A 25091-nucleotide genomic window follows, 5' to 3' on the forward strand; every position below is an offset into this window, starting at 1 on the left:
GGTTAGTCCTTCCGGACCGGTTCTTGCCGGACGGGTTCTTCGACCTTGTGTGCCTGGCCGTCGATGGTTTGCGATGAGTGTGCCTGGGTAGGTTGGGCAGGCGCTGCGTCGGCGGGCTTGTCTTCCTCGTTCATGGCCTTGCGAAAGCCCTTGATCGATTCGCCCAGGTCGCTGCCGAAGTTCTTCAGCTTCTTGGTGCCGAACACCAGCACCACGACGACCAACAGTACGATCCAGTGTTTCCAGTCAAAAATACCCATGGTGCACTCCTTCGAATTTATTCAGTCAGATCTGGCTTGCGCGCAGCTTTTTCGGCATGCCCGGACAGGCCAAAGCGACGGTCCAGTTCGTCCAGTACCGCTTGGGGGTGCTGTCCCAACGAGGCCAGCATTACCAGGCTATGGAACCACAGGTCTGCGGTTTCGTAGATGACATCGCTGTAGTCGCCACTGGCAGCAGCATCCTTGGCAGCAATGATAGTCTCGATCGATTCTTCGCCGACCTTTTCCAGGATTTTGTTCAGGCCCTTGTGGTACAGGCTGGCGACGTAGGAGCTGTCGGGTGCTGCGCCTTTGCGCGCCTCCAGCACTTCGGCCAGACGGGTCAGGGTGTCGCTCATGTCAGTGTCCTGCGCTGTAGATGGCTTGTGGATCCTTCAGAACCGGGTCGACGGTTTTCCATTCGCCGTTCTCGAAGACACGATAGAAGCAGCTTTCACGGCCGGTATGGCAGGCGATATGGCCCAACTGCTCGACCATCAGGATGATCACGTCGGCGTCGCAGTCCAGGCGCATTTCGTGCAGTTTTTGCACGTGCCCCGACTCCTCACCCTTACGCCACAGTTTGCCACGCGAACGCGACCAGTAGATGGCACGCTGCTCAGCGGCAGTCAGGGTCAGTGCTTCGCGGTTCATCCAGGCCATCATCAGTACGCGCCCGGTCTTGTGGTCCTGGGCGATCGCCGGTACCAAACCGTCGCTGTTCCAGTTGATCTCGTCCAGCCAGTCTTTCATGAAAAACTCCAAAACCACACTCGATCTTATGTCGAATGTTTTCGCTAGTTTGCCAGCCAGGTGCCTGGCTGGCTATCGACGCACGATCAGGTAGAGCCCGGCGGCGAGCATCAGCCAGGCCGGCCAGGCCGCGGGAGCACTGAGGCTGATGGCACCCGCGGCGAGGGTTGCGCCACCGGCGAGCAGGCCGGCGCCCAACAGGCGCAGCGCCCAGCTGTCGGTGTTCTGGCGCCGGGCCGGTGATTGCTCGCTGGCATGCGGTTGCGACAGGCGTTCGAGCAGGTCGCGGGCCATACCGGCCAGATGGGGTACCTGTTCAACCTGGTTGTGCAGGTTCTGCAGCAACGATTTCGGGCTGACGCGATCACGCATCCAGCGCTCCAGGAACGGCTGTGCGGTGCTCCACAGGTCTAGCTCGGGGTAGAGCTGACGGCCCAGGCCCTCGATGTTCAGCAGGGTTTTCTGCAGCAGTACCAGCTGAGGCTGGACTTCCATGTTGAAACGCCGGGCCGTCTGGAACAAGCGCATCAGTACCTGGCCGAAGGAGATGTCCTTCAGCGGTTTCTCGAAGATCGGTTCGCACACGGTGCGGATCGCCGCCTCGAACTCGTTCAGTTTGGTGTGCGCAGGCACCCAGCCCGAATCGATATGCAATTGCGCGACGCGGCGGTAGTCACGCTTGAAGAACGCGAACAGGTTGCGCGCCAGGTAGTCCTGGTCCTCGGGGGTCAGGCTGCCGACGATGCCGCAGTCGATGGCGATGTACTTCGGGCTCCACGGCTTCACGGTACTGACGAAGATGTTGCCGGGGTGCATGTCGGCATGGAAGAAACTGTCGCGAAATACCTGGGTAAAGAAGATCTCGACGCCGCGCTCGGCGAGCATCTTCATGTCGGTGCGCTGATCGGCCAGGGTCGCCAGGTCTGTAACCTGAATGCCGTAGATGCGCTCCATGACCAGCACTTTCGGCCGGCACCAGTCCCAGTACACCTGCGGAACGTACATCATTTCCGAACCTTCGAAATTGCGCTTGAGCTGGCTGGCGTTGGCTGCCTCGCGCAACAGGTCGAGTTCGTCGTAGATGGTCTTTTCGTAGTCGCTGACCACTTCCACGGGGTGCAGCAGGCGAGCGTCGGATGAGAGCCGCTCGGCGGCACGGGCAATCAGGAACAGCCAGGCCAGGTCTTGGGCAATGATGGGTTTGAGGCCCGGGCGTACGACCTTGACCACCACTTCTTCGCCACTTTTCAGCTGCGCCGCATGTACCTGGGCCACAGAGGCCGAAGCCAAGGGCTCGACGTCGAAGCGCCTGAACACTTCGCTGATTTTCGCCCCGAGTTGTTCCTCGATCATGGCGATGGCTTTTTGCGGATCGAACGGCGGTACGCGGTCCTGCAGCAACATCAGCTCATCGGCAATGTCTTCGGGCAGCAGGTCGCGGCGGGTCGACAATAACTGACCGAACTTGATGAAGATCGGCCCCAGATCCTGCAACGCCAGGCGCAGGCGTGCGCCACGGCTCAACGCCACGGGCTTGCGTGGCAGCCAGCGCCACGGCATGACGAAACGCAGCGCCATCAGCCACCAGGGCAACGGCAGGGCGAACAGCAGGTCATCGAGACGGTAGCGGATTACGACGCGCTGGATGCGCAACAGACGGCGGACGGCAAGCAGCTTCATGCGTTATCGCTGGATTCAAGGGATCGGGCAAGGCGCTCAATACGCGCCTCGAGACGTTCTATATCGACTTTGAGTGTGTCGAGCTCGCTGAAGCGCACCTCTGCTTCGCGCTGCCCAACCAGTGTCCGGGCCTCTTCGGCCAGGTACTCGGCGATGTTCTGGTTGAGGCTGGAGAGGCCTTGGCGGGTCCACTGGGCGCGGCTGCGCAGGTGACCGCTGATCAGTTGCGTGGCCACCGGCCCGAGCCAGCGGGAGACTTCATACTCCCAGTCCAGTTCAAGGTCTTGTAGCACTGCGACTAGGTCCAGCAGTGCTCCACTGTCACCGTCGAGTTCGACCTCCGGGCTGTGCAGCACGGCGGTCTTGTCCTTGCTCATGGCCAGGCGCATCAGGCTTGAAGCCGGTGCACGCAGGGTGCAGTCGGCGTCGTTTGCCCAATGCGCGGCGAACAGCAGGCCTTCATCGCTGGGCAGGATGAACAACTGCAGCGCTGGCTGGCGGCAGTCGATGGCAATTACCTTGCCCTCGAGCCGTGCCAGGCGTGGTAGTGCCGTGCTGTCCAGGCGCAAAACACGGTTGACCCCGTGTTCGACACTGGCGAGAAGGCCGCTCAGCAACATCAGGGTTTGATGCCGCGGTGCAGGGCAACGATGCCGCTGGTCATGTTGTGATAGGTCACGCGGTCAAAACCGGCTTCAACCATCATCGCCTTGAGGGTTTCCTGATCCGGGTGCATGCGGATCGATTCGGCCAGGTAGCGGTAGCTCTCGGCGTCGTTGGTGATCAGCTTGCCCATCAGCGGCATGAAGGCGAACGAATAGGCATCGTAAACCTTGGACATCACCTTGTTGGTCGGCTTGGAGAACTCCAGCACCAGCAGACGGCCACCGGGCTTGAGCACTCGCAGCATGGAGCGCAGGGCGTCTTCCTTGTGGGTGACGTTGCGCAGGCCGAAGGCGATGGTGACGCAGTCGAAATGGTTGTCCGGGAAGGGCAGCTTTTCGGCATCGGCCTGGACGAACTCGACGTTGCCAGCCACACCCAGGTCGAGCAGCCGATCACGCCCGACCTTGAGCATCGAGGCGTTGATGTCGGCCAGTACGACCTGACCGGTCGGGCCGACCAGGTGGGAGAACTTGCGGGTCAAATCGCCGGTACCGCCGGCGATGTCGAGGACGCGGTTACCGCTGCGAACGCCCGACAGTTCAATGGTGAAGCGCTTCCACAGGCGGTGCATGCCGCCGGAAAGCACATCGTTCATCAAGTCATACTTACCCGCCACCGAGTGGAAAACCTCAGCGACCTTTTCCGCCTTCTGGCTTTCCGGCACGCTCTGGTAGCCGAAGTGAGTGGTGGTTTCGGCGTTTTCGCCTTTGCGCTGATCGTTCATATCGCTGTCACCGGAAAAAATTACCGCCATTCTAGGGCGTGCGGCGTGATTTGTCTTGGCGGGCTGTGTCGCAGGAGGGGGGCGGGCTAATATAGGCCGCCAGTATGCCTTCTTAGCCAGGATTGATTGAATGACCCAGATCAGCGTTGAACGTAGACACAGCCTAGGCCGCGAGGCGGCCCGGCAGAAGGCCGAAGCCCTGGTGGAGCGCCTGGCCCGGGAGTATGACCTCAAGGCACAGTGGGAAGGCGACACTGTCCAGGTCAAGCGCAGTGGCGCCAATGGCAGCATTCAGATCGGTGACGACAGCATTCGTGTCGAATTGAAACTGGGGATGATGCTGTCGATGATGGGCGGGACCATCAAGGCTGAAATCGAACGGGCGCTGGACAAGGCCCTGGCCTGACATCTCGGTGCTCTTCGCCTGCAACGCCGGTACCTGTCATTGTCACAGGCGCTGGCTTTGCCGCGAAAGGCGTAGTGCGGTTATCTCGCCTTAGGGTGAGCATTCTAATTTTTCCCCCTACCTTGTGCACAAGCCCCGACCTCGTGGGCAGTTTCTCCATTTCCGCGATCAACGTGAGGTGCAGAGCATGGCCAAGGTTTCCCTGAAGCAAAAAGAGCATGCCCAGAGCGGCACGCTGGGTGAGGTGCGCGGCTACGCGCGCAAGATCTGGCTGGCAGGCCTGGGAGCCTATGCCCGGGTCGGGCAGGAAGGTGCCGACTATTTGAAAGAGTTGGTCAAGGCGGGCGAAGGTATCGAAAAACGCGGCAAAAAGCGTATCGACCATGAGCTCGATGCGGCCAACAGCCAGATCGATTCGGTCAAGGATGAGATCAGTGGCGTCAAAGGCAAGGTCGAAGTGCAGCTCGATAAAATCGAGAAGGCATTCGACACGCGCGTCGCCAGCGCCTTGAATCGTATCGGCATTCCGTCTAAACATGACGTGGAGACACTTTCTGCCAAGCTCGATGAGCTGACAGCATTGCTCGAACACGTTGCACGTAAACACTAAGGAGAGCGGGATGGCTGGCAAGAAGAAAGTAGAAAAAGAAGGCAGCTCCTGGGTCGGCGAGGTCGAAAAGTACTCCCGTCAGATCTGGCTGGCAGGCTTGGGCGCTTACTCAAAGATCAGCAACGATGGCAGTAAGTTGTTCGAAACCCTGGTCAAGGATGGCGAGAAAGCCGAGAAGCAGGCCAAGACCCGGGTCGACGAGCAGGTAGATGCTGCAAAGAGTTCGGCAAAGTCCGCGAAATCACGGGTTGGCGATGTGAAGGAGCGGGCGCTGGGCAAGTGGAGCGAGCTCGAAGAAGCCTTCGACAAGCGCCTGAATAGTGCGATTTCGCGTCTGGGGGTGCCTAGCCGCAATGAGGTCAAGGCACTGCATCAGCAGGTCGATACCCTGACCAAGCAGATCGAGAAGCTCACCGGCGCCTCGGTCAAGTCGGTTTCGGCCAAACCTGCTGCGGCCAAACCTGCCACTGCCGCCAAGCCACTGGCCAAGGCCGCGCCGAAAGCCGCTGCCAAATCTACAGCCAAACCCGTAGCCAAGGCTGCAGCGGCTAAACCGGCTGCCAAGCCTGCAGCTGCAAAAGCCGCGGCCAAGCCTGCTGCTGCCAAGCCGCCCGTGGCAAGAAAACCGGCCGTGAAAAAGGCACCGGCGACCAAGCCTGCTGAAACCGTGAACGCCGCACTGGCCGCCACGCCAGCAGCAAGCGCGGCGCCAGCCCCGGTCAGCGGTACGCCGTCGGCGACCCCGGCATCTACCAGCCAGGCCTGATCGAGGCGGCTGTCGACAAGCGCCCGGCCTGTGTGCCGGGCGTTTTCAGTTCTGGCCGGTGAGGCTGTCAATCGTCCAGATAACGCAGCGCGAGCTGTTCGGCCGCATGCCGTGGCGCAGGCTCAAGGTGCGGTGCGACCAGCATCATCACCTGATAGACGACGATGCCGACCTGGCTGTCGCGAGCCAGGATGCGCTGGTAATCCATCGAGAACAGCAGGGTCAGGGTGATCTGCTCGACCAATTGGCCGAGGGTGCGCGTGTCGCCCTTGATCTGGCCTTGCGCCTTGAGGCTGGACAGCAGGGCGGCGAGGGTGCGCTTGAGCGCGTTGAGCAGGTTGCGGATGCCGCGTGCCAGGCGTGGCAGGCGTCCGGCCAGGTTCGACAGGTCCTGGAACAGGAAGCGGTACTGGGCCATGCGTTCGACGATCAGGTGCAGAAACAGCCAGTAGTCCTCGGCATCCAGGCGCAGGTCGACCGGTGGATCGAGCAGCGGCGTCAGTTCTTCCTCGAAACGCTCGAACAGCCCGAGTACCAGGGGCTCCTTGCCATGGAAGTGGTAATACAGGTTGCCCGGGCTGATGCCCATTTCATTGGCGATCTCCAGAGTCGAGACGTTGGGTTCACCCTGTTGGTTGAACAGTTGCAGGGCACACTCAAGGATACGGTCGCGGGTTTTCATCCGTTCTTCTTGTTCAGCGCACCTGCACGTAGGTGCCGGGTGCGGGGTCCATGGGGGGAAAGTTTGGGTTGCCGAGTACATTCAGGGTTTCGCGTTGCGTCCCGGAGCGTTTCTGTATCCATTCCAGCCACGTCGGCCACCAGCTGCCATCGACCTGCTTGGCGTCATAGAACCAGGCGCGTGGGTCACTGCTCAGTTTCGGGTTTTCCATGAACCAGGCCTTGGGATTGCCCGGCGGGTTGATGATGCTCTGGATATGCCCGCTGTTGGCCAGCAGGAAGCGCCGTTCACCGCCGAGCAGCAGGGTCGAGCGATAGACCGCATCCCATGGGGTGATGTGGTCGTTGTCGCCGGCCACGGTGAAGCTGTCGAGCGTAACCTTCTGCAAGTCGATGGGGGTGCCGCACACTTCCAGGCCAGCGGCGTGGGCTAGCGGGTTGTGCTTGTAGAAGTCCAACAGGTCGCCGTGCAGCGCGGCGGGCAGGCGGGTGCTGTCGTTGTTCCAGTAGAGGATATCGAACGCCGGTGGCGACTTGCCCAGCAGGTAATTGTTGATCCAGTAATTCCAGACCAGATCGTTGGGGCGCATCCAGGCGAACACGCGGGCCATTTCGCGCCCGTCGAGCACACCGTGCTGGTAGGAGCGTCGTTTGGCGGCTTCCAGGGTCTGTTCGTCGATGAAGAGGCTGGCCGGGCTGTCGAATTGGCTGTCGAGCAGGCTCACCAGGTAGGTGGCGCTGTGTACCCGACGCAACTGGCGCTTGGCTTGCAAATGGCCCTGTAGCGCGGCCATGGTCAAACCACCTGCGCAGGCCCCCATGAGGTTCACGTCTCGGCTGCCGCTGATGGCTCGGCAGGCGTTGGTGGCTTCTTCCAGGGCCTGCACATAGCTGGACAGGCCCCACTCACGGTGGCGCGGGTCAGGGTTGCGCCAGCTGATCATGAACACCTGCAGGCCATTCTTGAGCATGTACTGGACGAAGCTGTTGTGCGGGCTGAGGTCGAAGATATAGAACTTGTTGACCTGAGGGGGCACCACCAGCAAGGGCCGGGCGTACTGTTTCTCGCTTATCGGCTTGTACTGGATCAGCTCCAGCAGTTCGTTGCGAAACACCACGGCGCCGGGTGTGGTGGCCAGTGTCTTGCCGACCTCAAAGGCCTCCCGGTTGACCTGCCGGGGCATCCCGTCATTGTGCCGCAGGTCATCAAGCAGATGGTTCAGGCCACGCAGCAGGCTCAGGCCGCCGGTGTTAAACAGCTCCTTCACCGCAAGCGGGTTGAGCAGTGAGTTGCTCGGGGCCAGGGCATCGTTGATCAGTGAAAACAGGAAGTGCGCACGGGCGCGGTCGTCATGGCTCAGTTGGCTGCCGTCGATCCACTGGCTTGTCTGCTTCTGCCAGCTCAGGTAGGCCTGCAGGCCACGCCGATAAAAAGGGTTTTGGCGCCAGGTCGGATCGTTGAAGCGCTCGTCGCGAGGGCCGGGTTGATGAGGCGTATCGCCCAGCAGCACCCGACCCAACTGTCCGCCCAGAGCCAGCATGTGTTTGGCTGTGTACAGCGGGTGGCGCAAACCATGGCGACTGACACTGCGCAAGGTCGAGATCAAGTCGCGGCCGCGCAATCCGGTGATCGCGTTCTGCGCGTTGATATAGGTGGCGGGGGCCGGTGGTACGCCCTTCGCGGGTCTGTCTTTCATCAGGCAACACTCCGTCGTCAAGCCATCAACACACTCATCCATGCAAGTGCGGCACCAATTGCGCTTCGCGGTTCTGGCGGAGCCTTTCTGCCACGCACGCAAGCGACAGGCCAGGGCACCGCTCAACCGCCAGGTGCAGGCCGAGGATGCATCACGGCCCGCTGGCGCTCCTGCTGGAGGAAATTCATGATGATCGGTGCGACGGCCTCGGCCCGGGTGACAAGGAACAGATGGCCGTCGTCGATTATGTGTAGCTGGGCATTGGGAATTCGCCAGGCCAGCAGGCGCATATTGATCAGCGGGATCAAGGGGTCGTCGTCACCGGCCAGCACCAGGGTTGGCTGCTGGATCTTGTGCAGCCAGTGGATGCTGGTCCAACCAAGGCCGGCGAACAGTTGCCAGTAATAGCCCAGCTTGCCCGAAGAGCGCACCTTGGCCGCGTGTGACAAGGCCAGGTCCGGGTCGCGGCGAAATGCGCCGCCATAAATGTCCGGGGCAATGCGGATGACATGGGAGGGCTGTATGTAGCGCCTCGGGCTGGCCATCAACCACAGCACCTTGGGCTTGCCAGGGACCATGACCGCACCGGCAGCGGTCGCCGCCAGTACCAGTTTCTTGCAGCGTTCCGGGTAGTCATGGGCGAACTGTTGCGCCAGGGCGCCACCCCAGGAAACCCCGATGACATTGACCTGGCCATAGTCCAGGTAGTCGAGCATGCGTGCGGTGAGTTTGGCCAGGCCAGGAAAGCGGTACGGGCGGCGCGGGGTGGAGGAGCCGCCGACACCGGGCACGTCAAAGGCGATCACTTCCAGGTCCGGGTCCAGCGCCTGGATGAATGGAAACACCAGTTCCAGGTTGGCCCCAATGCCGTTGAAGATCAGCAAGGGCGTCAAGTGCGATTTGCCGGGGCGAACTGCCGTTCGGATGGATTGGCCATCCAGATCGACAGTTCTGAAAACGTACGGTTGCGGCATGCGCGAGCCCCTGTGATGGATAAAGCGCCGTGCCCCTCGGCAGGCCACGGCGGCGGGTGTATCAACGCTCGTGAACGTAGGTGCCCGGTGCGGCTTCGCCTGCGCTATAGGCCTTGCTGCCAAGGCGGGTCGGTGCTTTTTTCAGCTCTCCCGAGCGCTCTGTCAGCCAGTTTTGCCAGTGCAGCCACCAGGAGTCTGGGTGCTTGATGGCGTTTTCCTGCCATTCGCTGGCCTGTGGCAACAGCTCACCTCCCGTCAGGTAGCGTGCCTTGGGGTTGCCTGGCGGGTTGAGGATGCTCTGGATATGGCCGCTATTGGACAGCACGAACTCCACGTTGCCGCCGAACAGCTGTGCGGATCTGTAGCAGGACTGCCATGGTGTGATGTGGTCGGCAGTACCGGCTACGTTGTAGATGTCGCTGGTGACCTTCTTCAGGTCGATAGGGGTTCCGCACACTTCCAGTGCATCGGCGCGGGTCAATGGGTTGTTCTTGAACATTTCGATCAGGTCGCCGTGAAAGGCAGCCGGCAGGCGCGTGGTGTCGTTGTTCCAGAACAGAATGTCGAACACGGGAGGTTCATTGCCCAGCAGGTAGTTGTTGACCCAGTAGTTCCAGATCAGGTCGTTGGGCCGCATCCAGGCGAATACCTTGGCCATGTCGCGGCCTTCCAGTACGCCGGCCTGGTAGGAATGTCGCTTGGCGGCTTCCAGGGTCTGCTCGTCGACGAACAGTGCGACCTGATTGTCGAGGGTGGTGTCGAGTACGCTGACCAGCAGGGTCAGGGCATTGACCTTGTTCTCGCCCAGCGCCGCATAATGGCCGAGCAGCGCGGTGCACGTGATCCCACCGGAGCAGGCGCCGAGCATGTTCAGGTCTTTGCAGCCGGTAATCGCCAGCACGGCGTCGACGGCTTCTTTCAGTGCATCAATGTAGGTCGACAGGCCCCATTCGCGCTGAGCCTTGGTCGGGTTTCGCCAACTGACGATAAAGGTCTGCACGTTGGAGCGCAGGCAGAAGCGTGCCAGGCTTTTCTCCGGGCTCAGGTCAAAGACGTAGAACTTGTTGATCTGCGGCGGTACCACCAGCAGCGGGCGTTCAAGCACTTGCTCGGTCGTTGGCTGGTACTGGATCAGTTCCAGTACTTCGTTGCGGAACACCACGGCGCCTTCAGTGGTGCCCAGGTTCTTGCCAACCTCGAAGGCGTCCATGTTGACCTGGCTGGGCATGCCGCCGTTGTTCACCAGATCCTTGGCCAGGTGGGACAAACCATCCAGCAGGCTCTTGCCGCCCGTTTCGAAAAAGCGCTTCACCGCAGCCGGGTTGGCAGCCGTATTGGTCGGGGCCATGGCTTCGGTCATCAGGTTGATGACGAAGTGGCCACGGCTGATGTCTTGTTCCGACACAGAGTGTGTAAAAACACTTTCGCATCTTGGGTGCCTCAGCCCAGTGTTCCTGGGCGAGGCGGTTTCCCAAGCAAATAGCCGCGATCAGCGCCAATAGCGCGTCAGAGCGTTTATGAAGCGCTTTGGCACCTCTTGGAGCAGCAAAAGCTGGGGCTTTTACGCCGTCATCGCCTTCAACAGGCCTTCGGTGCCGATGATTTTCATCACCCGTTTCAAGTTGTAGGCGAGCACATTCAAGCTCATCTCCGCACTCACCCCGTTCAGCTTTCGGGTCAGGAAGTGCGTTGCGCCCATCCATTGCTTGAGCGTACCGAAGGGATGCTCAACAGTCCGTTTTCGAACCCGCATCATCTCTGGTGCTTGGTTCAACCGGCGCTGCATTTCCTCCAGCACTGCTTCATGCTCCCAGCGCCTTACTCGACGATTTGTGCTTGGTGTGCACTGGGTTTTCAGCGCACAACTCTGGCACTTAGAACTCCAGTAACAGTGCATATTCATGCCTTTCTCAACGCTGGAGAATCGCCAGATCAGTGCCTCTCCCGCCGGGCAGGTGTATTCGTTTTTCGTCGGGTCATACACGAAGGCATCTTTATTGAATCGGCCATCAGCCTTGGCGCTTGAAGTCATTGGCTTAGGCACGTAGGCCGTGATGTTTGCGTCGTGACAGGCAAGGATCTCTTCACCCTTGAAGTAGCCTCGGTCAGCCACCACGGACAGCGTTTCTGCGCCGATGGCTTCACGAGCCTGCTTCGCCATTGAACTGAGTTGGTCGCGGTCTGAACCGCTGTTGGTGACCTCGTGAGCAACGATCAGGTGGTGCTGCGTATCGACAGCCGTCTGCACGTTGTAGCCGACGATACCGCTGCCGCGCGTCATCATCGAACGGGCATCCGGGTCGGTCAGCGAAACCTGTTTATCAGGGGAATCGTTGAGCTGAGTTTCGATCCCTTGAAGCTCTTTCATATGCGCTTTAGCTTGGCAATCTTATCTTCCAGGCTGGCAGTGTCTGGCGCGGAGGCGCTAGGAATCTGTCGATCAGCCGCATCGAGCACAGCCAAATAACGGCTGATGCTCGCCTCGATTTCTTCCATACGCCGCTTCAGTTTGGCGCTGGTGAAATTGCGGTCACGGTTGTTCACTGCCTTGAATTTGCTGCCGTCGATGGCAACCAAGTTTTCGCCAAACAACCCCAACTGCTGGCAGAGCAAAACGAACTGGCGGCAGACGCCGCGAATGGCCTTGCTGTTATCTTTTCGGAAGTTGGCGATGGTCTTGAAATCGGGCATCAATCGCCCGGTTAACCACATGAGTTCGACGTTGCGCTGAGCTTCTCGCTCAAGACGCCGGCTCGATTGAATGCGGTTTAGATAGCCGTAGATATAGATCTTCAGCAGGATCGAAGGGTGGTAAGCCGGTCTTCCGGTTTCGGCTGGAATGACGCCATCAAAACCTAGCGTGGCTAGGTCGAGTTCATCGACGAAAACGTCAACCACCCGAACCGGATTGGTATCGCTGACGTAGTCGTCGAGGCTTTCGGGAAGTAAGGTGCTTTGACCTCGGTGTTCACCCTGGATAAACCGTTTCATGGGCGTCCCATACGCTGAGATTCTCGGAAATCATAGCAAGGGTTTACCGGTGCGTTTTTACACACTCTGGACAGATTGCTGTCGCCGATCCAGTCGTGCAATTCCTTGCGCCAGGCCAGGTAGGTCTGCAGGTAGCGGCGATACAGCGGGTTCTGGCTCCAGGCCGGGTCGTTGAAGCGACGATCATCGCTCTCCGGTTGCAAGCTGGACTTCCCGAAGAGGACATCCTTGAGTTCCATGCCGAAGTGCGCGACATGCTTGGCACTGTGCAGCGGCTGGCGGATGGCCTGGCGCAGCACCATACGGGCAGAAGTCAGCAAATCCTTACGGCGCAAGCCCACTACAGGGTTTAAGCCCAGGGTGTTTTCCGAGGCTTGGCGCTGCAGGTCATCGTTGTTCTTGTTGCTCATCTACGACGCTCCGTTGTCCTGAGACGAGTACCGGTTTTGGCTGTGGCGGTGGCACAGGAGAGGCCGGTACTACTGCTCGGGTGACCAGTGATAACGAACTGCGTACAGCGTGTCTGGATGAAAACGAAGGCGCGTCGTGCGGGTGGTCTTTGCGTGAGAAGACAGCCTGCGCTCGCTCGCGACTTCGGCATCTCGACTAGAGCCTGCAAAAAAACCGATGCAGGGAACTTGCCAGATCCATTGGTAACCCGACGTTAAGGTGTTGCGCACGCCAGCCATCCATTGGCTGTGCAGAGGCATTCAAGCAGATCAAATTAGAAAATGCGCTCTAAAACGCAAGAGTGCCTGATTAGAGCATCAGTTTGATGACAGACTCGGAAGGGTCGCGGGATTTGCCGGCTTTGGCCAGTTCCTCCAGGTACTCGGCCCAGAGCTGTTCCTGGCGCAGGCACAGTTGCTCCAGGTATTCCCAGGTGAACAGACCGCTGTCGTGGCCGTCATCGAAGGTCAGTTTCAGTGCGTACTGGCCGGCCGGTTCGATCGCGCTCAGGCCGACCCCGAGCTTGCCGAATTGCAGGATGGGGGTGCCGTGGCCCTGGACCTCGGCGGAGGGGGAGTGCACGCGCAGGAACTCGGCGGGCAGGTGGTAGACCTCGTTGGGCCCATAGCTGAGGCTCAGGGTCTTGGAGGCTTTGTGCAGATTGATTGCGGTGGGGAGTCGAGTCATAAGCGATCAGGGCCGCGAACGGCCCTGCCTGTAAGAGGGTGAGGCTTACAGAATATAACGAGACAGGTCTTCGTTCTGCGCCAATTCGCCCAGATGGCTGTTGACGTAGTCGGCGTCGATCTGGATCGGTGTTTCGCTGTGGGCACTGGCCAGGTCGCCAGCGCTGAACGACACCTCTTCCAGCAGACGCTCCAGCAGCGTGTGCAGGCGACGGGCACCGATGTTCTCGGTCTTCTCGTTGACCTGCCAGGCAATCTCGGCAAGGCGCTTGATGCCTTCCGGGGTGAACTCGATGTTCAGGCCTTCGGTCTTCAGCAGTTCGCGGTACTGTTCGGTCAGCGACGCATGTGGCTCACTGAGAATGCGCTCGAAGTCTTGCGGGCTCAGGGCCTTGAGTTCGACACGAATCGGCAGGCGGCCTTGCAGTTCGGGAACCAGGTCGCTTGGCTTGCTCAGGTGGAACGCACCCGAGGCGATGAACAGGATGTGGTCGGTCTTGACCATGCCCAGTTTGGTGTTCACCGTGCAGCCTTCAATCAGCGGCAGCAGGTCGCGTTGCACGCCCTCACGGGATACATCGGCACCGCCGACGTTGCCACGCTTGGCGACTTTGTCGATTTCGTCGATGAACACGATGCCGTGCTGCTCGACGGCTTCCAGGGCCTTGGCCTTGAGTTCTTCTTCGTTGACCAGGCGCCCGGCTTCTTCGTCGCGCACCAGCTTCAGGGCTTCCTTGACCTTGAGCTTGCGGCTCTTGCGCTTGCCCTTGCCCATGTTGGCGAACAGGTTCTGCAACTGGTTGGTCATCTCTTCCATGCCCGGCGGCGCAGAAATGTCGACGCCCATCGCCTCGGCGACTTCGATCTCGATTTCCTTGTCGTCCAGTTGGCCTTCACGCAGGCGCTTACGGAACAGCTGACGGGTGTTGGAGTCCTGGCTCGGGGCGGCGTCTTCGTTGAAACCTGTGCGGGCCGGTGGCAGCAGGGCGTCGAGGATACGCTCTTCGGCGGCGTCCTCTGCGCGATGGCGTACGCGCACCATTTCCTGTTCGCGCAGCAGCTTGATGGCGGCATCGGCCAGGTCGCGGATGATCGACTCGACGTCTCGGCCCACATAGCCGACTTCAGTGAACTTGGTCGCTTCGACCTTGATGAACGGTGCGTTGGCCAGCTTGGCCAGGCGCCGGGCGATTTCGGTTTTACCGACGCCGGTCGGGCCGATCATCAGGATGTTCTTCGGGGTCACTTCGACGCGCAGCTCAGCAGGCAGCTGCATCCGGCGCCAGCGGTTGCGCAAGGCAATGGCGACGGCGCGCTTGGCATCGTCCTGGCCGATGATATGGCGGTTAAGTTCGTGGACGATTTCGCGGGGGGTCATGGACATGGTGATAGGTGGTCCTTTAACGATGAGTTCAGCGTGGAAAAGCCCAGCGATGAAATGCTGGGCGCCAGAACAGCTGGTTACTCCGCCAGGTCCTCTTCCTCGATGGTCAGGTTGTGGTTGGTGAACACGCAGATATCGCCGGCGATACCCAGGGCCGTCTCGGTGATTTCGCGGGCCGACAGGTCGGTCTTCATCAGCAGCGCGCGTGCGGCGGCCTGGGCAAAGTTGCCGCCGGAGCCCATGGCAATCAGGCCATCTTCCGGCTCAACCACGTCACCGTTGCCGGTGATGATCAGCGAGGCATCTTTGTTAGCGACCGCGAGCATGGCTTCCAGGCGGCTCAGGGAGCGGTCGGTACGCCACTCCTTGGCCAGTTCGACGGCCGCGCGGATCAAGTGGCCCTGGTGCTTTTCCAGCTGGCCTTCAAAACGCTCGAACAGGGTGAACGCATCGGCGGTGGCGCCAGCGAAGCCAGCGAGCACCTGGCCGTGGTACAGGCGACGAACTTTCTTCGCGTTGCCTTTCATCACGGTGTTGCCGAGAGAAACCTGGCCGTCGCCGCCCATGACGACTTTGCCGTGGCGACGTACTGAAACGATGGTGGTCAAGGGGAGAGTCTCCACGCAGCGGGGCGAAAATGCCGATGCAGACTCATATGGGGGTGATGACGGGTATTTCAACTGCTACGGATGAGCGGTTGTTTTGCTGGCGGGTCTTGCCGGCTTCCCATGTGCCGTCTCAGGCGAGTCGGTCAGGGGGCGCTACGGTCTTACGCTGTCGTTGGCTTAAAAAAGAACCCCCGCTAAAAAGCGGGGGTTCTTCAGCAGCCTGAGGTGTCAGCAGGCTCAGGCTTCGTGGCTGATATGCCCGTCGACCAGGGTGTAACGTACGGCGCCTGGCAGGCAGTGGCCGATGAACGGGCAGTTTTCACCCTTGGAGCGCCATTGTTCGCCCGCGACAGTCGAGGCCTTCGGATCGAACAGCACCAGGTCGGCTGCTGCCCCCACCTTCAGTTCACCAACCGGCAGGCGCAAGGCGTGCGCCGGGCCGCTGGACAGGCGCTGGAGCAGGGTTGGCAGGTCCAGCAGGCCGTCTTCGACCAGCGTCAGGGCCAGCGGCAGCAGCAGTTCGACACTGCTGATACCTGGCTCGGTGGCGCCGAACGGTGCCAGCTTGGCGTCACGTTCGTGAGGCTGGTGATGGCTGGAAATGGCCTGGATTACACCGGCTTTCACGGCCTCGCGCAGGCCTTCGCGGTCGGCCCGGGTGCGCAGCGGTGGCTGGACGTGGTAAAGGCTGGAGAAGTCCACCAGCGCTTCATCGGTGAGGATCAACTGGTACAGGGCGACATCGGCGGTCACGGGCAGGCCCCGGGCCTGGGCCTGGGCAATCAGCTCGACGCCGCGGGCACTGGTCAGTTGGCTGAAGTGTGCGCGCACGCCGGTTTGTTCAACCAGCAGCAGGTCACGCGCCAGCGCCACGGTCTCGGCGGTTTCGGGAATACCCGGCAGGCCGAGGAAGCTGGCCATTGCGCCTTCATGGGCGAGGCCGCCCTGGGCCAGGTCGCGGTCCTGGGAGTGGAAGATCACCGTCAGGTCGAAGGTGGCGGCGTATTCCAGCGCGCGGCACAGGGTGCGAGTGTTGGCAAAGCCGCTCAGGCCATTGCCGAAGGCCACGCAGCCCGCATCTCGCAGGGCTATCAGTTCAGCCAGTTGCTCGCCTTCCAGGCCTTTGCTCAAGGCGCCGATCGGGAACACTTTGGCATGTCCGGCTTCACGGGCGCGGTCGAGAATCAGCTCGGCGACTGCCGAGGTATCCAGTATTGGCTTGGTCCGTGGCGGGCAGCACAGGCTGGTGACGCCACCGGCTGCAGCAGCACGGGTTTCACTGGCAATGGTGCCTTTGCGGCTGTAACCCGGCTCACGCAGGGCGACGCTGAGGTCGACGAGGCCCGGCGCAGCCACCAGGCCTTGGGCATCCAGGCTGCGCGCAGCGTTGAAGCCGGCCGGGGCGGCGCCGATTGCAACGATCTTGCCCGCGTCGATGTGCAGGTCGTTGACCTGGTCCAGGCCGCTGACCGGGTCGATGATCCGGGCGCCGAGAATGCTGAGGGTCACTGGGCGTTCTCCTGCTCGAATTGACGTTGTGCGGTCTGGCCGCTCATGGCCATGGACAGTACGGCCATGCGCACGGCAATGCCGTAGGTGACCTGATTGAGGATGACCGAGTGGGCACCATCGGCCACGGCCGATTCGATCTCGACCCCACGGTTGATCGGCCCCGGGTGCATGACGATGGCGTCCGGTTTGGCGCCGGCCAGGCGTGCGGTGGTCAGGCCGAACAGGCGGTAGAACTCGCCCTCGCTCGGCAGCAGGCCACCCTGCATGCGCTCACGTTGCAGGCGCAGCATGATCACCACGTCGACGTCTTTCAGGCCTTGCTCCAGGTCGGTGTAGACCTTCACGCCGTACTGCTCGATGCCCACTGGCAGGAGGGTTTTCGGGCCGATCACGCGGATGTCCGGGCAGCCCAGGGTTTTCAGCGCGAGCATGTTCGAGCGGGCGACCCGCGAGTGCAGGATGTCGCCAACGATAGCCACCGAGAGGTTCTCGAAGCTGCCCTTGTGCCGACGGATGGTCAGCATGTCGAGCATGCCCTGGGTCGGGTGTGCGTGGCGGCCGTCGCCACCGTTGATGATCGCCACGTCCGGGCACACGTGCTCGGCAATGAAGTGTGCAGCACCGGAGTCGGCATGACGGACCACGAACATGTCGGCCGCCATGGCCTCGAGGTTGCGCAGCGTGTCGAACAGCGTCTCGCCCTTGCTGGTCGAGGAGGTCGACACGTTCAGGGTGATCACGTCCGCCGAGAGTCGCTGGGCAGCCAGCTCGAAGGTGGTACGGGTACGGGTGGAGTTCTCGAAGAACACGTTGCACACGGTTTTACCGCGCAGCAATGGGACCTTTTTCACGGCCCGGGCACCGACTTCCAGGAAGGAGTCGGCGGTATCGAGGATTTCGGTCAGCAGTTCGCGGGGCAAACCGTCGAGCGAGAGAAAGTGGCGCAGCTGGCCCTGATCATTGAGCTGCAGCGGGCGCTTGGCGTCGATTGGCGTCATCGCGGGGGACTCTTAAAGTGCGGAAACGGTGGCGAGGTCCTGGCGCTCTAGGGCGAGCGGGGCGGGGCCGAGCAATTTTACCCGTTCATGGGCAGCCAGGGACAGGGTTGCACCGACCACATTCGGACGGATCGGCAGTTCGCCAGCGTCCAGGTCGAGCAGGCAGACCAGGGTGACACTGGCTGGACGGCCGTAATCGAACAGTTCGTTGAGGGCGGCGCGGATGGTACGACCGCTCATCAACACGTCATCCACCAACACCAGGTGCTGGCCTTCGATCTCGAAGGGCAGCTCTGACGGACGCACTTGCGGGTGCAGGCCGTTCTGGCTGAAGTCGTCGCGGTAGAACGATACGTCCAGTGTGCCGAGCGCGGCGTCCTGTTGGCCAAGGGCTTCAAGCAGGGCCTGGGCAACCCATACACCGCCCGTGCGGATGCCAATGTAGCGCGGCTCGGTGATGTTACGGCGGGCCAGATGCGCCTGCAGGTCGCTGGCCATCTGCCGGATCAGTTCGGCGGGATTGGGTAGGCTCATGCTTGCTCCTCAAGAGGCCGGGCGCTAGTACGGTCCGGCTTGAATCCGTGATCAGGGTTGCATCAGCCCGGCATTGGCTTCCAGCCACCCTTGCAGCAGCAGGGCGGCGGCAATGGCGTCGACCGGGTTGTCGCGGTAGCTGCCGCGCTGACCGCCACGGGCCATGCGCTCGCCCTTGGCTTCAAAGGTGGTCAGGCGTTCATCGTGGGTGTGCACAGGCAGGTTGAAGCGGCCATTCAGGCGGCGGGCGAATTTCTCGGCGCGGGCGCTCATTTCGCTGGGCGTGCCGTCCATGTTCAACGGCAGGCCGACGACAATTGCGTCGGGCTGCCATTCCTTGATCAGTTTTTCCACCTGGGTCCAGTCCGGCACGCCGTTCTGCGCTTTCAGCGTGCACAGTTCGCGGGCTTGCCCGGTGATCATCTGGCCAACGGCCACGCCAATCTGTTTGCTGCCATAGTCAAAACCCAGCAGTAGTCTTGGTGCACTCATCAGGCGTGCCCCGCCTGGCTGGTCAGCAGGCTGAGGTTGATCCCCAGGCTGGCTGCGGCCGCTTCAAGGCGCAGGTCGCTGGTCAGGCCGAAGATGATCTCGGGATCGAATGGGCAATTGAGCCAGGCATTGTCCGCGAGCTCTGCCTCCAGCTGCCCGGCTTCCCAGCCGGCATAACCCAGGGTGATAAGGCTGTTTTCCGGGCCTGTACCGTCGGCAATGGCGAACAGGACGTCCTGCGAGGTGGACAGCGACAAGCCTTCGAGCTCGATGGTTGCCTGGTAGGTCGGGCCGCGGCTGTGGAGCACGAAACCGCGGTCGGTCTGTACCGGGCCACCCATGTAGATGGGTATCTGCAGGCAGCGCGTCGGCGTTTCGGTGTCCGGTCGCAGTTGCTCGAGGATATCGGCCAGGTTCAACTCCTGTGGCCGGTTGACCACCAGGCCCATGGCGCCGCTCTCGTTGTGTTCAACGATGTAGGTCAGGGTCTGGGCAAAGTTCGGATCGGCCATGTGCGGCATGGCAATCAGAAACTGGTGCTTGAGGTAGGTCGGGGCGATGTTCTTCATGACCCTTAGTGTGGCGTTGAGGCGCCCTACTGACAAGCCTGAGGCACGCCCTTTAATTGCTCGAAAGGCGGTCGCCGCGGGCGAAGCGCCAGGTACGGATGATCTCCAGCCGGTCGATGTCGGCAAGATCCCCGGTGAAGGGCGCAAATGGCGCCGCCAGGCGCACGATACGCTGTGCTGCCTGATCGAGCAGCGGTTGCCCGGACGACTCCAGTACCAGTACCTCATAGAGCGAGCCGTCGCGGTTGATCGAGACCATCAGGCGCAGGCTGCCGTAGATCTGCTGGCGGCGTGCTTCGTCGGGGTAATTGAGGTTGCCGATGCGCTCGACCTTCTTGCGCCATTCCTCTTTGTACCAAGCGCCTTTGTCGCGCATGGTCGAGGCGGCATTGAGCCGATGGATGCGTGGGCGCTTGGCGTAGGCTTGCTGTTCATGGGCCAGTTCGGCCTCCAGGCTGGCGATCTGGCTGGACAGTTCCGAGCTGTCGAATTCCGGTACCGCCACCTTGGGTTTTGGTTGCGGTTTGACTTCCTTGGGCCGGGTTTCGACTTTCTGCGGTTTGGCGGCCTGGGTGGTGACCACAGCCTTGGGTGGTGTCGGCTGCGGCAGCACTTCCTGCCGTGCGGCAGGCGGTGGCGTTACCTTGTTGATCGTGCTGTCCTGGAAGGGCGCCAGTTCAGTGGTCTTGGGCACCGCTTTCTTGTCCAGGGTGCCGCTGCCTTTCTGGTTGTCCTGAGCCAGGAAGTCCGCTTTCTTTGGTGGCGCTTCACTCTTGAACGTGGCCAGGGTGATTTCCAGGGTCCGCCGAATTTCTTCGGGTTTGGCAAAGGTAAAGCTCAGGCCCAGGATCAGCGCCAAGTGCAGCAGCGCCGCCAGAAAAAGGGTAAAGCCGAGCCGGTCCGCCGGGCGAACGCGGGGCGGGGCAAAATCGGCGGGGATGTCGGCGGGGAGCGTCATGGGTTATCCAGCAGCCGGGGTGAAACCGGCAAAGCGGGCGGCCAGGTCGAAAAAAGGACCGGCATCATAACCCACTCTGCGCAGTTTCCCTGCCTCGACTGTCAGCGTGCCTTGAGCTTGCGATCAATGGCGTCCATCAACTGCACGCCAATCCGGGTACCGAAGGCGTTATCGATTTCGCGGATGCAGGTCGGGCTGGTGACGTTGATTTCGGTCAGGTGCTCGCCAATCACGTCCAGGCCGACAAACAGCAGGCCTTTCTCGCGCAGGGTTGGGCCGACCTGTGCGGCGATCCAGCGGTCGCGCTCGGTCAACTCGCGGGCTTCGCCACGTCCGCCGGCAGCCAGATTGCCGCGTGTTTCACCGCTGGCCGGAATCCGTGCCAGGCAGTAGGGCACTGGCTCGCCGTCGATCATCAGGATGCGCTTGTCGCCATCCTTGATGGCCGGCAGGTAGGCTTGCGCCATGATCTGCTGGGTGCCATGGGCCGTCAGTGTTTCAAGGATCACCGACAGGTTGGGGTCACCCACGCGGTGGCGGAAAATCGACGCACCGCCCATGCCGTCCAGCGGCTTGAGGATGACGTCACCGTGCTCGGTGGCAAAGTCGCGCAGGATATCCGGGCGGCGGCTGACCACGGTCGCCGGCGTGCAGTGCGGGAACAGGGTGGCGAACAGCTTTTCGTTGCAGTCACGCAGGCTCTGTGGGCGGTTGACCACCAGCACGCCCGCGGCCTCGGCCTGCTCCAGCAGGTAGGTGCTGTAGACGAACTCCATGTCGAAGGGCGGATCCTTGCGCATCAGGATGACGTCCAGGTCGCTCAGGGCGCCGTCGGTTTCCGCTTCCAGGTCGAACCAATGCTCGGGGTCGGCAAACACGCGCAGTGGGCGCATCCGTGCCCGGGCCTGGCCCTCGCGTTGGTAAAGATCCTGCTGCTCCATGTAGAACAGCGACCAGCCGCGTTCCTGGGCGGCCAGCAGCATGGCCAGCGAGCTGTCCTTCTTGTAGGAGATGCGCGCAATGGGGTCCATGACAATCCCGAGGCGAACGCTCATGGGGTATATCCTCTCGGCGGCAGCAGGCCGCAGTGGCTCAAATGAAAAGTGGCGTCAGGGTGGCGCCGGCGACGCTGGCGGTCAAGCGGAAAACGCATCGTGGGCGACCCCGGCGCAGGCCGATGGAATGCACCTTGAGAGTGTGCTAAAAAGGCCTGGCATGTGGCCTGCACGGCCCTTCCAGGCGATGGTAGAGCAATTATGGGACAGCCCGAAGCGGCATTGAAGGTGATGGTCATCGACGACTCGAAGACGATTCGTCGTACCGCGCAGATGTTGCTCGGCGAAGCCGGTTGCACCGTCATTACCGCCACTGACGGTTTTGACGCCCTGGCCAAGATTGTCGACCACCATCCCGATATCATTTTCGTCGATGTGTTGATGCCGCGCCTGGACGGTTACCAGACCTGCGCAGTGATCAAACACAACAGTATGTTCAAGGATACGCCGGTGGTCATGCTGTCATCCCGTGATGGGCTGTTCGACAAGGCCCGCGGCCGGGTTGTCGGCTCTGATCAGTTTTTGACCAAGCCTTTCAGCAAGGAAGAACTGCTGGACGCGATCAAGGCGCATGTGCCGGGTTTCGCCGCAGAAGCACAACACGCACCCTGATGCTGCGCACCTGGCGCGGCATCCTTTCCTTCGATGGGGAATAGCATGGCCCGAGTTCTGATCGTCGATGATTCGCCGACTGAAATGTACAAACTGACCGGAATGCTCGAAAAACACGGGCATCAGGTGCTCAAGGCTGAAAATGGCGCCGACGGTGTGGCGCTGGCGCGCCAGGAAAAACCCGACGCGGTACTGATGGACATCGTCATGCCAGGCATGAACGGCTTCCAGGCGACCCGCCAACTGAGCAAGGACCCTGAGACCAGTGGTATCCCGGTGATTATCGTGACCACCAAGGACCAGGAAACCGACAAGGTCTGGGGCACGCGTCAGGGCGCCCGCGACTACCTGACCAAACCGGTGGATGAGCAGACCCTGATCAAGACCCTCGACGGCGTACTCAAGGGTTGACCACCCGGCCCAAGGGCGAGTCGCTGACGGCATTTGAACTGCTGTTGGACATCGACCGCCGCTGCCGCCTGTTGGCGGCCGACCTGCCGTTACAGGAGACCCGCCTGCAGAGTTGGAGCGGGATCGGCTTTCGTATTGCTGAACAGTGGTTTGTCGCGCCGATGCAGGAAGTTGCCGAAGTGCTGCAGGAGCCTCGCCTCAGCCGTATCCCCGGGGTCAAGCCCTGGGTGCTTGGCGTCGCTAACCTGCGTGGGCGGTTGTTGCCGGTGATGGACCTGTGTGGGTATTTCGGCCTGGCCCAGAGCGGTTTGCGCAAGCAGCGCCGCGTACTGGTGCTGGATCATCAGGAGGTGTTTGCCGGGCTGCTGGTCGACGAAGTTGCCGGTCTGCAGCACTTTCCGCTGCGCAGCCTGGACCTCTCCGTGCCGTCGCCGCTGTTGGCCGGGGCAGGGCCCTTTGTCCAGGGCCACTTTCAACGTGAGCGTAGCTGGGGAATCTTCAGTCCATTTGCCCTGTCGCAGGCAACGGGCTTTCTCGATGTGGCGCTGTAAAGGAATGTCGAACCCGTGACCAAGACCTTTCCCTCGGTACAAGGCTCTCGCAGCAGCGCGCAGATTGCCGTGCTGTTTATCGTGCTGATCCTGTCGATCATCCTGTTGTTCGCCAATTTCGCCTACCTCAATACCCAGGCCAATTACGACAAGCAGTACATCGGGCATGCCGGCGAGTTGCGCGTGTTGTCCCAGCGTATTGCCAAGAACGCCACTGAAGCGGCTGCGGGCAAGGCGCGGGCCTTCAAGTTGTTGAGTGATGCACGCAATGACTTTGAGCAGCGTTGGGGCTATTTGAAGAAGGGCGATCACGCCACCGGCCTGCCCTCCGCTCCGCCTGCCGTGCGTAGCGAAATGGAGGCCGTGCTGAGTGACTGGGAAAACCTGCGCAAATACACCGATACGATCCTGGCCAGTGAGCAGACCGTATTGTCGCTGCACCAGGTGGCGGCAACCCTGTCCGAGACGGTTCCGCAGTTGCAGGTCGAATACGAGAAGGTCGTGGAGATCCTCCTCAAGAACGGCGCCCCGGCCAGCCAGGTTGCGGTAGCCCAGCGCCAGGCGCTGTTGGCCGAACGCATTCTCGGCTCGGTCAATACAGTGCTGGCCGGCGATGACACCTCCGTTCAGGCCGCGGATGCCTTTGGGCGCGATGCGACGCGCTTTGGTCAGGTCCTTGAGGGCATGCTGGCGGGCAACCCGTCGATTCAACTGACCCGTGTTCAAGACCCCGATGCCCGTGCTCGCCTGACTGAAATCGCTGAACTGTTCCAGTTCGTCGCGGGCTCCGTGGACGAAATTCTCGAGACGTCCCCCGAGTTGTTCCGGGTGCGTGAAGCGGCCAGCAACATTTTCAACCTGTCGCAGACCTTGCTCGATGAGGCCTCGCGTCTGGCCAATGGCTTCGAGAACCTGGCCGCAGGGCGCACGCTGGACACCGTTGGCGGCTACGCGCTGGGTTTGCTGGCACTGGCCTCGATCATTCTGATCGGCCTGGTGATGGTGCGTGAAACCCATCGCCAACTGCATGAGACGGCAGAAAAAAATGAGCGCAACCAGCAGGCAATCATGCGCCTGTTGGATGAAATCGAAGACCTGGCCGACGGCGACCTGACCGTCACTGCCTCGGTCACCGAGGACTTTACCGGAGCTATTGCCGACTCGATCAATTACTCGATCGACCAGCTTCGCGACCTGGTGGCGACGATCAACCAAAGTGCCGAGGAAGTTGCCAGCGCGGTGCAGGATACTCAGACCACAGCCCGTCAGTTGGCTAAGGCGTCCGAGCACCAGGCTCAGCAGATCAGTGATGCGTCGATGGCCGTCGGTGACATGGCTGAGTCGATCGATCGGGTTTCGACCCACGCCTATGAGTCGGCCAAAGTGGCTGAGCGAGCGGTGGCGATTGCCAACAAGGGCAACGAGGTGGTTCACAACACCATCCACGGCATGGACAACATCCGTGAGCAGATTCAGGACACCGCCAAGCGCATCAAGCGCCTTGGCGAGTCTTCTCAGGAAATCGGCGATATCGTCAGCCTGATCGATGACATTGCCGATCAGACCAACATTCTTGCGCTCAACGCTGCGATTCAGGCGTCCATGGCCGGTGAGGCTGGACGTGGTTTCGCCGTGGTCGCTGATGAAGTGCAGCGCTTGGCTGAGCGTTCGTCTTCGGCGACACGGCAAATCGAGGCGCTGGTGCGAGCGATTCAGGCCGATACCAACGAAGCGGTGATTTCCATGGAACAGACCACCGCCGAGGTGGTCCGTGGTGCGCGCCTGGCCCAGGATGCCGGGGTGGCCCTGGCAGAAATCGAAGGGGTGTCGCAGACCTTGGCCGAGCTGATTCTGAGCATCTCCGATGCCGCCCAGTTGCAAACGTCTTCGGCTGGGCAGATCTCCCATACCATGGCGGTGATTCAGCAGATCACCTCGCAAACCTCGTCCGGCTCGACCGCGACGGCCGAGAGCATTGGCAATCTGGCCCGTATGGCCAGTGAAATGCGGCGTTCGGTGTCGGGTTTTACCTTACCGCCGGCTCGCTGACCCTGACTACTGGA

26 protein-coding genes and 3 pseudogenes are annotated in these 25091 nt (G+C 61.3%); 7 read left to right on the forward strand and 22 right to left on the reverse strand.

Annotated features, from left to right (window positions below):
* Positions 1 to 2: 2 nt before the first annotated feature.
* The 6 genes from CS390_RS02060 to ubiE form a co-directional block, all read right to left on the reverse strand.
* Positions 3 to 260 carry a twin-arginine translocase TatA/TatE family subunit gene (locus CS390_RS02060; RefSeq protein ID WP_065761269.1) on the reverse strand — a complete coding sequence of 86 codons (258 nt, stop codon included), beginning with the start codon at positions 258 to 260 and terminating at the stop codon, positions 3 to 5.
* A 17-nt stretch (positions 261 to 277) separates the two neighbouring features.
* A complete protein-coding gene (locus CS390_RS02065; RefSeq protein ID WP_065761268.1) occupies positions 278 to 619 on the reverse strand; it encodes a phosphoribosyl-ATP diphosphatase in 342 nt (113 codons plus the stop codon).
* 1 nt (position 620) lies between these two features.
* Positions 621 to 1013, reverse strand: coding sequence for a phosphoribosyl-AMP cyclohydrolase (hisI, locus tag CS390_RS02070; protein ID WP_065761267.1), 393 nt, complete (start codon positions 1011 to 1013; stop codon positions 621 to 623).
* Positions 1014 to 1085: 72 nt separating this feature from the next.
* Positions 1086 to 2693, reverse strand: coding sequence for a ubiquinone biosynthesis regulatory protein kinase UbiB (gene ubiB / locus CS390_RS02075; RefSeq protein WP_099773365.1), 1608 nt, complete (start codon positions 2691 to 2693; stop codon positions 1086 to 1088).
* Complete coding sequence (locus CS390_RS02080) at positions 2690 to 3313, reverse strand: SCP2 domain-containing protein (protein WP_065761265.1); 624 nt, start codon at positions 3311 to 3313, stop codon at positions 2690 to 2692. The genes ubiB and CS390_RS02080 overlap by 4 nt, the downstream gene beginning before the upstream one ends.
* Positions 3313 to 4083, reverse strand: coding sequence for a bifunctional demethylmenaquinone methyltransferase/2-methoxy-6-polyprenyl-1,4-benzoquinol methylase UbiE (gene ubiE, locus CS390_RS02085; protein WP_065761274.1), 771 nt, complete (start codon positions 4081 to 4083; stop codon positions 3313 to 3315). Before ubiE ends, CS390_RS02080 begins: the two co-directional genes overlap by 1 nt.
* 130 nt (positions 4084 to 4213) lie before the next feature.
* On the opposite strand from ubiE, the gene CS390_RS02090 reads away from it, so the two are divergent.
* The 3 genes from CS390_RS02090 to CS390_RS02100 all read left to right on the forward strand — a co-directional run bounded on the left by CS390_RS02090 (position 4214) and on the right by CS390_RS02100 (position 5865).
* The gene (locus tag CS390_RS02090) at positions 4214 to 4489 is read left to right on the forward strand and encodes a polyhydroxyalkanoic acid system family protein (protein WP_065761264.1); all 276 of its coding nucleotides are present in this window, start codon (positions 4214 to 4216) and stop codon (positions 4487 to 4489) included.
* Between the two features lie 187 nt (positions 4490 to 4676).
* Positions 4677 to 5099 (forward strand): phasin family protein, encoded by a 423-nt coding sequence (locus tag CS390_RS02095; RefSeq protein WP_065761263.1) that lies wholly within the window; start codon positions 4677 to 4679, stop codon positions 5097 to 5099.
* Between the two features lie 10 nt (positions 5100 to 5109).
* The gene (locus CS390_RS02100; RefSeq protein ID WP_099773366.1) at positions 5110 to 5865 is read left to right on the forward strand and encodes a phasin family protein; all 756 of its coding nucleotides are present in this window, start codon (positions 5110 to 5112) and stop codon (positions 5863 to 5865) included.
* Positions 5866 to 5932: 67 nt separating this feature from the next.
* Here CS390_RS02100 and CS390_RS02105 read toward each other — a convergent pair whose 3' ends face one another.
* From CS390_RS02105 to gshB, 16 genes and pseudogenes are all read right to left on the reverse strand, one after another.
* Entirely contained in the window at positions 5933 to 6547 is a 615-nt protein-coding gene (locus tag CS390_RS02105) for a TetR/AcrR family transcriptional regulator (RefSeq protein WP_065761261.1), read from the reverse strand.
* Positions 6548 to 6560: 13 nt separating this feature from the next.
* The gene (gene phaC / locus CS390_RS02110) at positions 6561 to 8243 is read right to left on the reverse strand and encodes a class II poly(R)-hydroxyalkanoic acid synthase (RefSeq protein ID WP_099773367.1); all 1683 of its coding nucleotides are present in this window, start codon (positions 8241 to 8243) and stop codon (positions 6561 to 6563) included.
* A 122-nt stretch (positions 8244 to 8365) separates the two neighbouring features.
* Positions 8366 to 9217, reverse strand: a complete 852-nt coding sequence (gene phaZ / locus CS390_RS02115; protein ID WP_065761259.1) for a poly(3-hydroxyalkanoate) depolymerase — start codon at positions 9215 to 9217, stop codon at positions 8366 to 8368.
* A 61-nt stretch (positions 9218 to 9278) separates the two neighbouring features.
* A pseudogene (gene phaC / locus CS390_RS02120) lies at positions 9279 to 10628 on the reverse strand (class II poly(R)-hydroxyalkanoic acid synthase); the annotation flags it as partial.
* A 150-nt stretch (positions 10629 to 10778) separates the two neighbouring features.
* Positions 10779 to 12208: pseudogene (locus tag CS390_RS02125) on the reverse strand (IS1182 family transposase).
* 68 nt (positions 12209 to 12276) lie between these two features.
* Positions 12277 to 12618: pseudogene (locus tag CS390_RS02130) on the reverse strand (class II poly(R)-hydroxyalkanoic acid synthase); the annotation flags it as partial.
* Between the two features lie 349 nt (positions 12619 to 12967).
* Complete coding sequence (locus tag CS390_RS02135; RefSeq protein WP_065761257.1) at positions 12968 to 13345, reverse strand: gamma-butyrobetaine hydroxylase-like domain-containing protein; 378 nt, start codon at positions 13343 to 13345, stop codon at positions 12968 to 12970.
* A 45-nt stretch (positions 13346 to 13390) separates the two neighbouring features.
* Positions 13391 to 14728, reverse strand: coding sequence for an ATP-dependent protease ATPase subunit HslU (gene hslU / locus CS390_RS02140; RefSeq protein ID WP_099773368.1), 1338 nt, complete (start codon positions 14726 to 14728; stop codon positions 13391 to 13393).
* A gap of 77 nt (positions 14729 to 14805) precedes the next feature.
* Entirely contained in the window at positions 14806 to 15336 is a 531-nt protein-coding gene (gene hslV / locus CS390_RS02145) for an ATP-dependent protease subunit HslV (protein WP_065761255.1), read from the reverse strand.
* Between the two features lie 237 nt (positions 15337 to 15573).
* Positions 15574 to 16845 carry a dihydroorotase gene (locus CS390_RS02150; RefSeq protein ID WP_065761895.1) on the reverse strand — a complete coding sequence of 424 codons (1272 nt, stop codon included), beginning with the start codon at positions 16843 to 16845 and terminating at the stop codon, positions 15574 to 15576.
* Positions 16842 to 17846, reverse strand: coding sequence for an aspartate carbamoyltransferase catalytic subunit (locus CS390_RS02155; protein ID WP_065761896.1), 1005 nt, complete (start codon positions 17844 to 17846; stop codon positions 16842 to 16844). The genes CS390_RS02150 and CS390_RS02155 overlap by 4 nt, the downstream gene beginning before the upstream one ends.
* A gap of 12 nt (positions 17847 to 17858) precedes the next feature.
* Positions 17859 to 18380: a bifunctional pyr operon transcriptional regulator/uracil phosphoribosyltransferase PyrR gene (gene pyrR / locus CS390_RS02160; RefSeq protein WP_065761897.1), complete on the reverse strand. Its 522-nt coding sequence runs from the start codon at positions 18378 to 18380 to the stop codon at positions 17859 to 17861.
* Positions 18381 to 18431: 51 nt separating this feature from the next.
* Entirely contained in the window at positions 18432 to 18872 is a 441-nt protein-coding gene (gene ruvX / locus CS390_RS02165; RefSeq protein WP_065761898.1) for a Holliday junction resolvase RuvX, read from the reverse strand.
* Positions 18872 to 19441: a YqgE/AlgH family protein gene (locus tag CS390_RS02170; protein ID WP_065761899.1), complete on the reverse strand. Its 570-nt coding sequence runs from the start codon at positions 19439 to 19441 to the stop codon at positions 18872 to 18874. Before CS390_RS02170 ends, ruvX begins: the two co-directional genes overlap by 1 nt.
* Positions 19442 to 19493: 52 nt before the next feature.
* The gene (locus CS390_RS02175; RefSeq protein ID WP_099773369.1) at positions 19494 to 20399 is read right to left on the reverse strand and encodes an energy transducer TonB; all 906 of its coding nucleotides are present in this window, start codon (positions 20397 to 20399) and stop codon (positions 19494 to 19496) included.
* Positions 20400 to 20500: 101 nt separating this feature from the next.
* Positions 20501 to 21454, reverse strand: a complete 954-nt coding sequence (gshB, locus tag CS390_RS02180; protein ID WP_065761333.1) for a glutathione synthase — start codon at positions 21452 to 21454, stop codon at positions 20501 to 20503.
* A gap of 201 nt (positions 21455 to 21655) precedes the next feature.
* On the opposite strand from gshB, the gene pilG reads away from it, so the two are divergent.
* From pilG to CS390_RS02205, 4 genes are read left to right on the forward strand one after another with little or no spacing between them, the layout of a single operon-like run.
* Positions 21656 to 22066 carry a twitching motility response regulator PilG gene (gene pilG / locus CS390_RS02190; protein ID WP_065761331.1) on the forward strand — a complete coding sequence of 137 codons (411 nt, stop codon included), beginning with the start codon at positions 21656 to 21658 and terminating at the stop codon, positions 22064 to 22066.
* A gap of 45 nt (positions 22067 to 22111) precedes the next feature.
* Positions 22112 to 22477, forward strand: a complete 366-nt coding sequence (gene pilH, locus CS390_RS02195; RefSeq protein ID WP_065761330.1) for a twitching motility response regulator PilH — start codon at positions 22112 to 22114, stop codon at positions 22475 to 22477.
* Positions 22474 to 23028, forward strand: a complete 555-nt coding sequence (locus tag CS390_RS02200; RefSeq protein WP_099773370.1) for a chemotaxis protein CheW — start codon at positions 22474 to 22476, stop codon at positions 23026 to 23028. Before pilH ends, CS390_RS02200 begins: the two co-directional genes overlap by 4 nt.
* A 15-nt stretch (positions 23029 to 23043) precedes the next feature.
* On the forward strand, positions 23044 to 25077 hold the full coding sequence (locus CS390_RS02205; protein ID WP_065761328.1) for a methyl-accepting chemotaxis protein: 2034 nt from the start codon (positions 23044 to 23046) through the stop codon (positions 25075 to 25077).
* The last annotated feature ends 14 nt before the right edge of the window (positions 25078 to 25091 follow it).

The sequence above is a fragment of the Pseudomonas sp. HLS-6 genome, from assembly GCF_002753995.1.
Lineage (GTDB): Bacteria > Pseudomonadota > Gammaproteobacteria > Pseudomonadales > Pseudomonadaceae > Aquipseudomonas > Aquipseudomonas defluvii.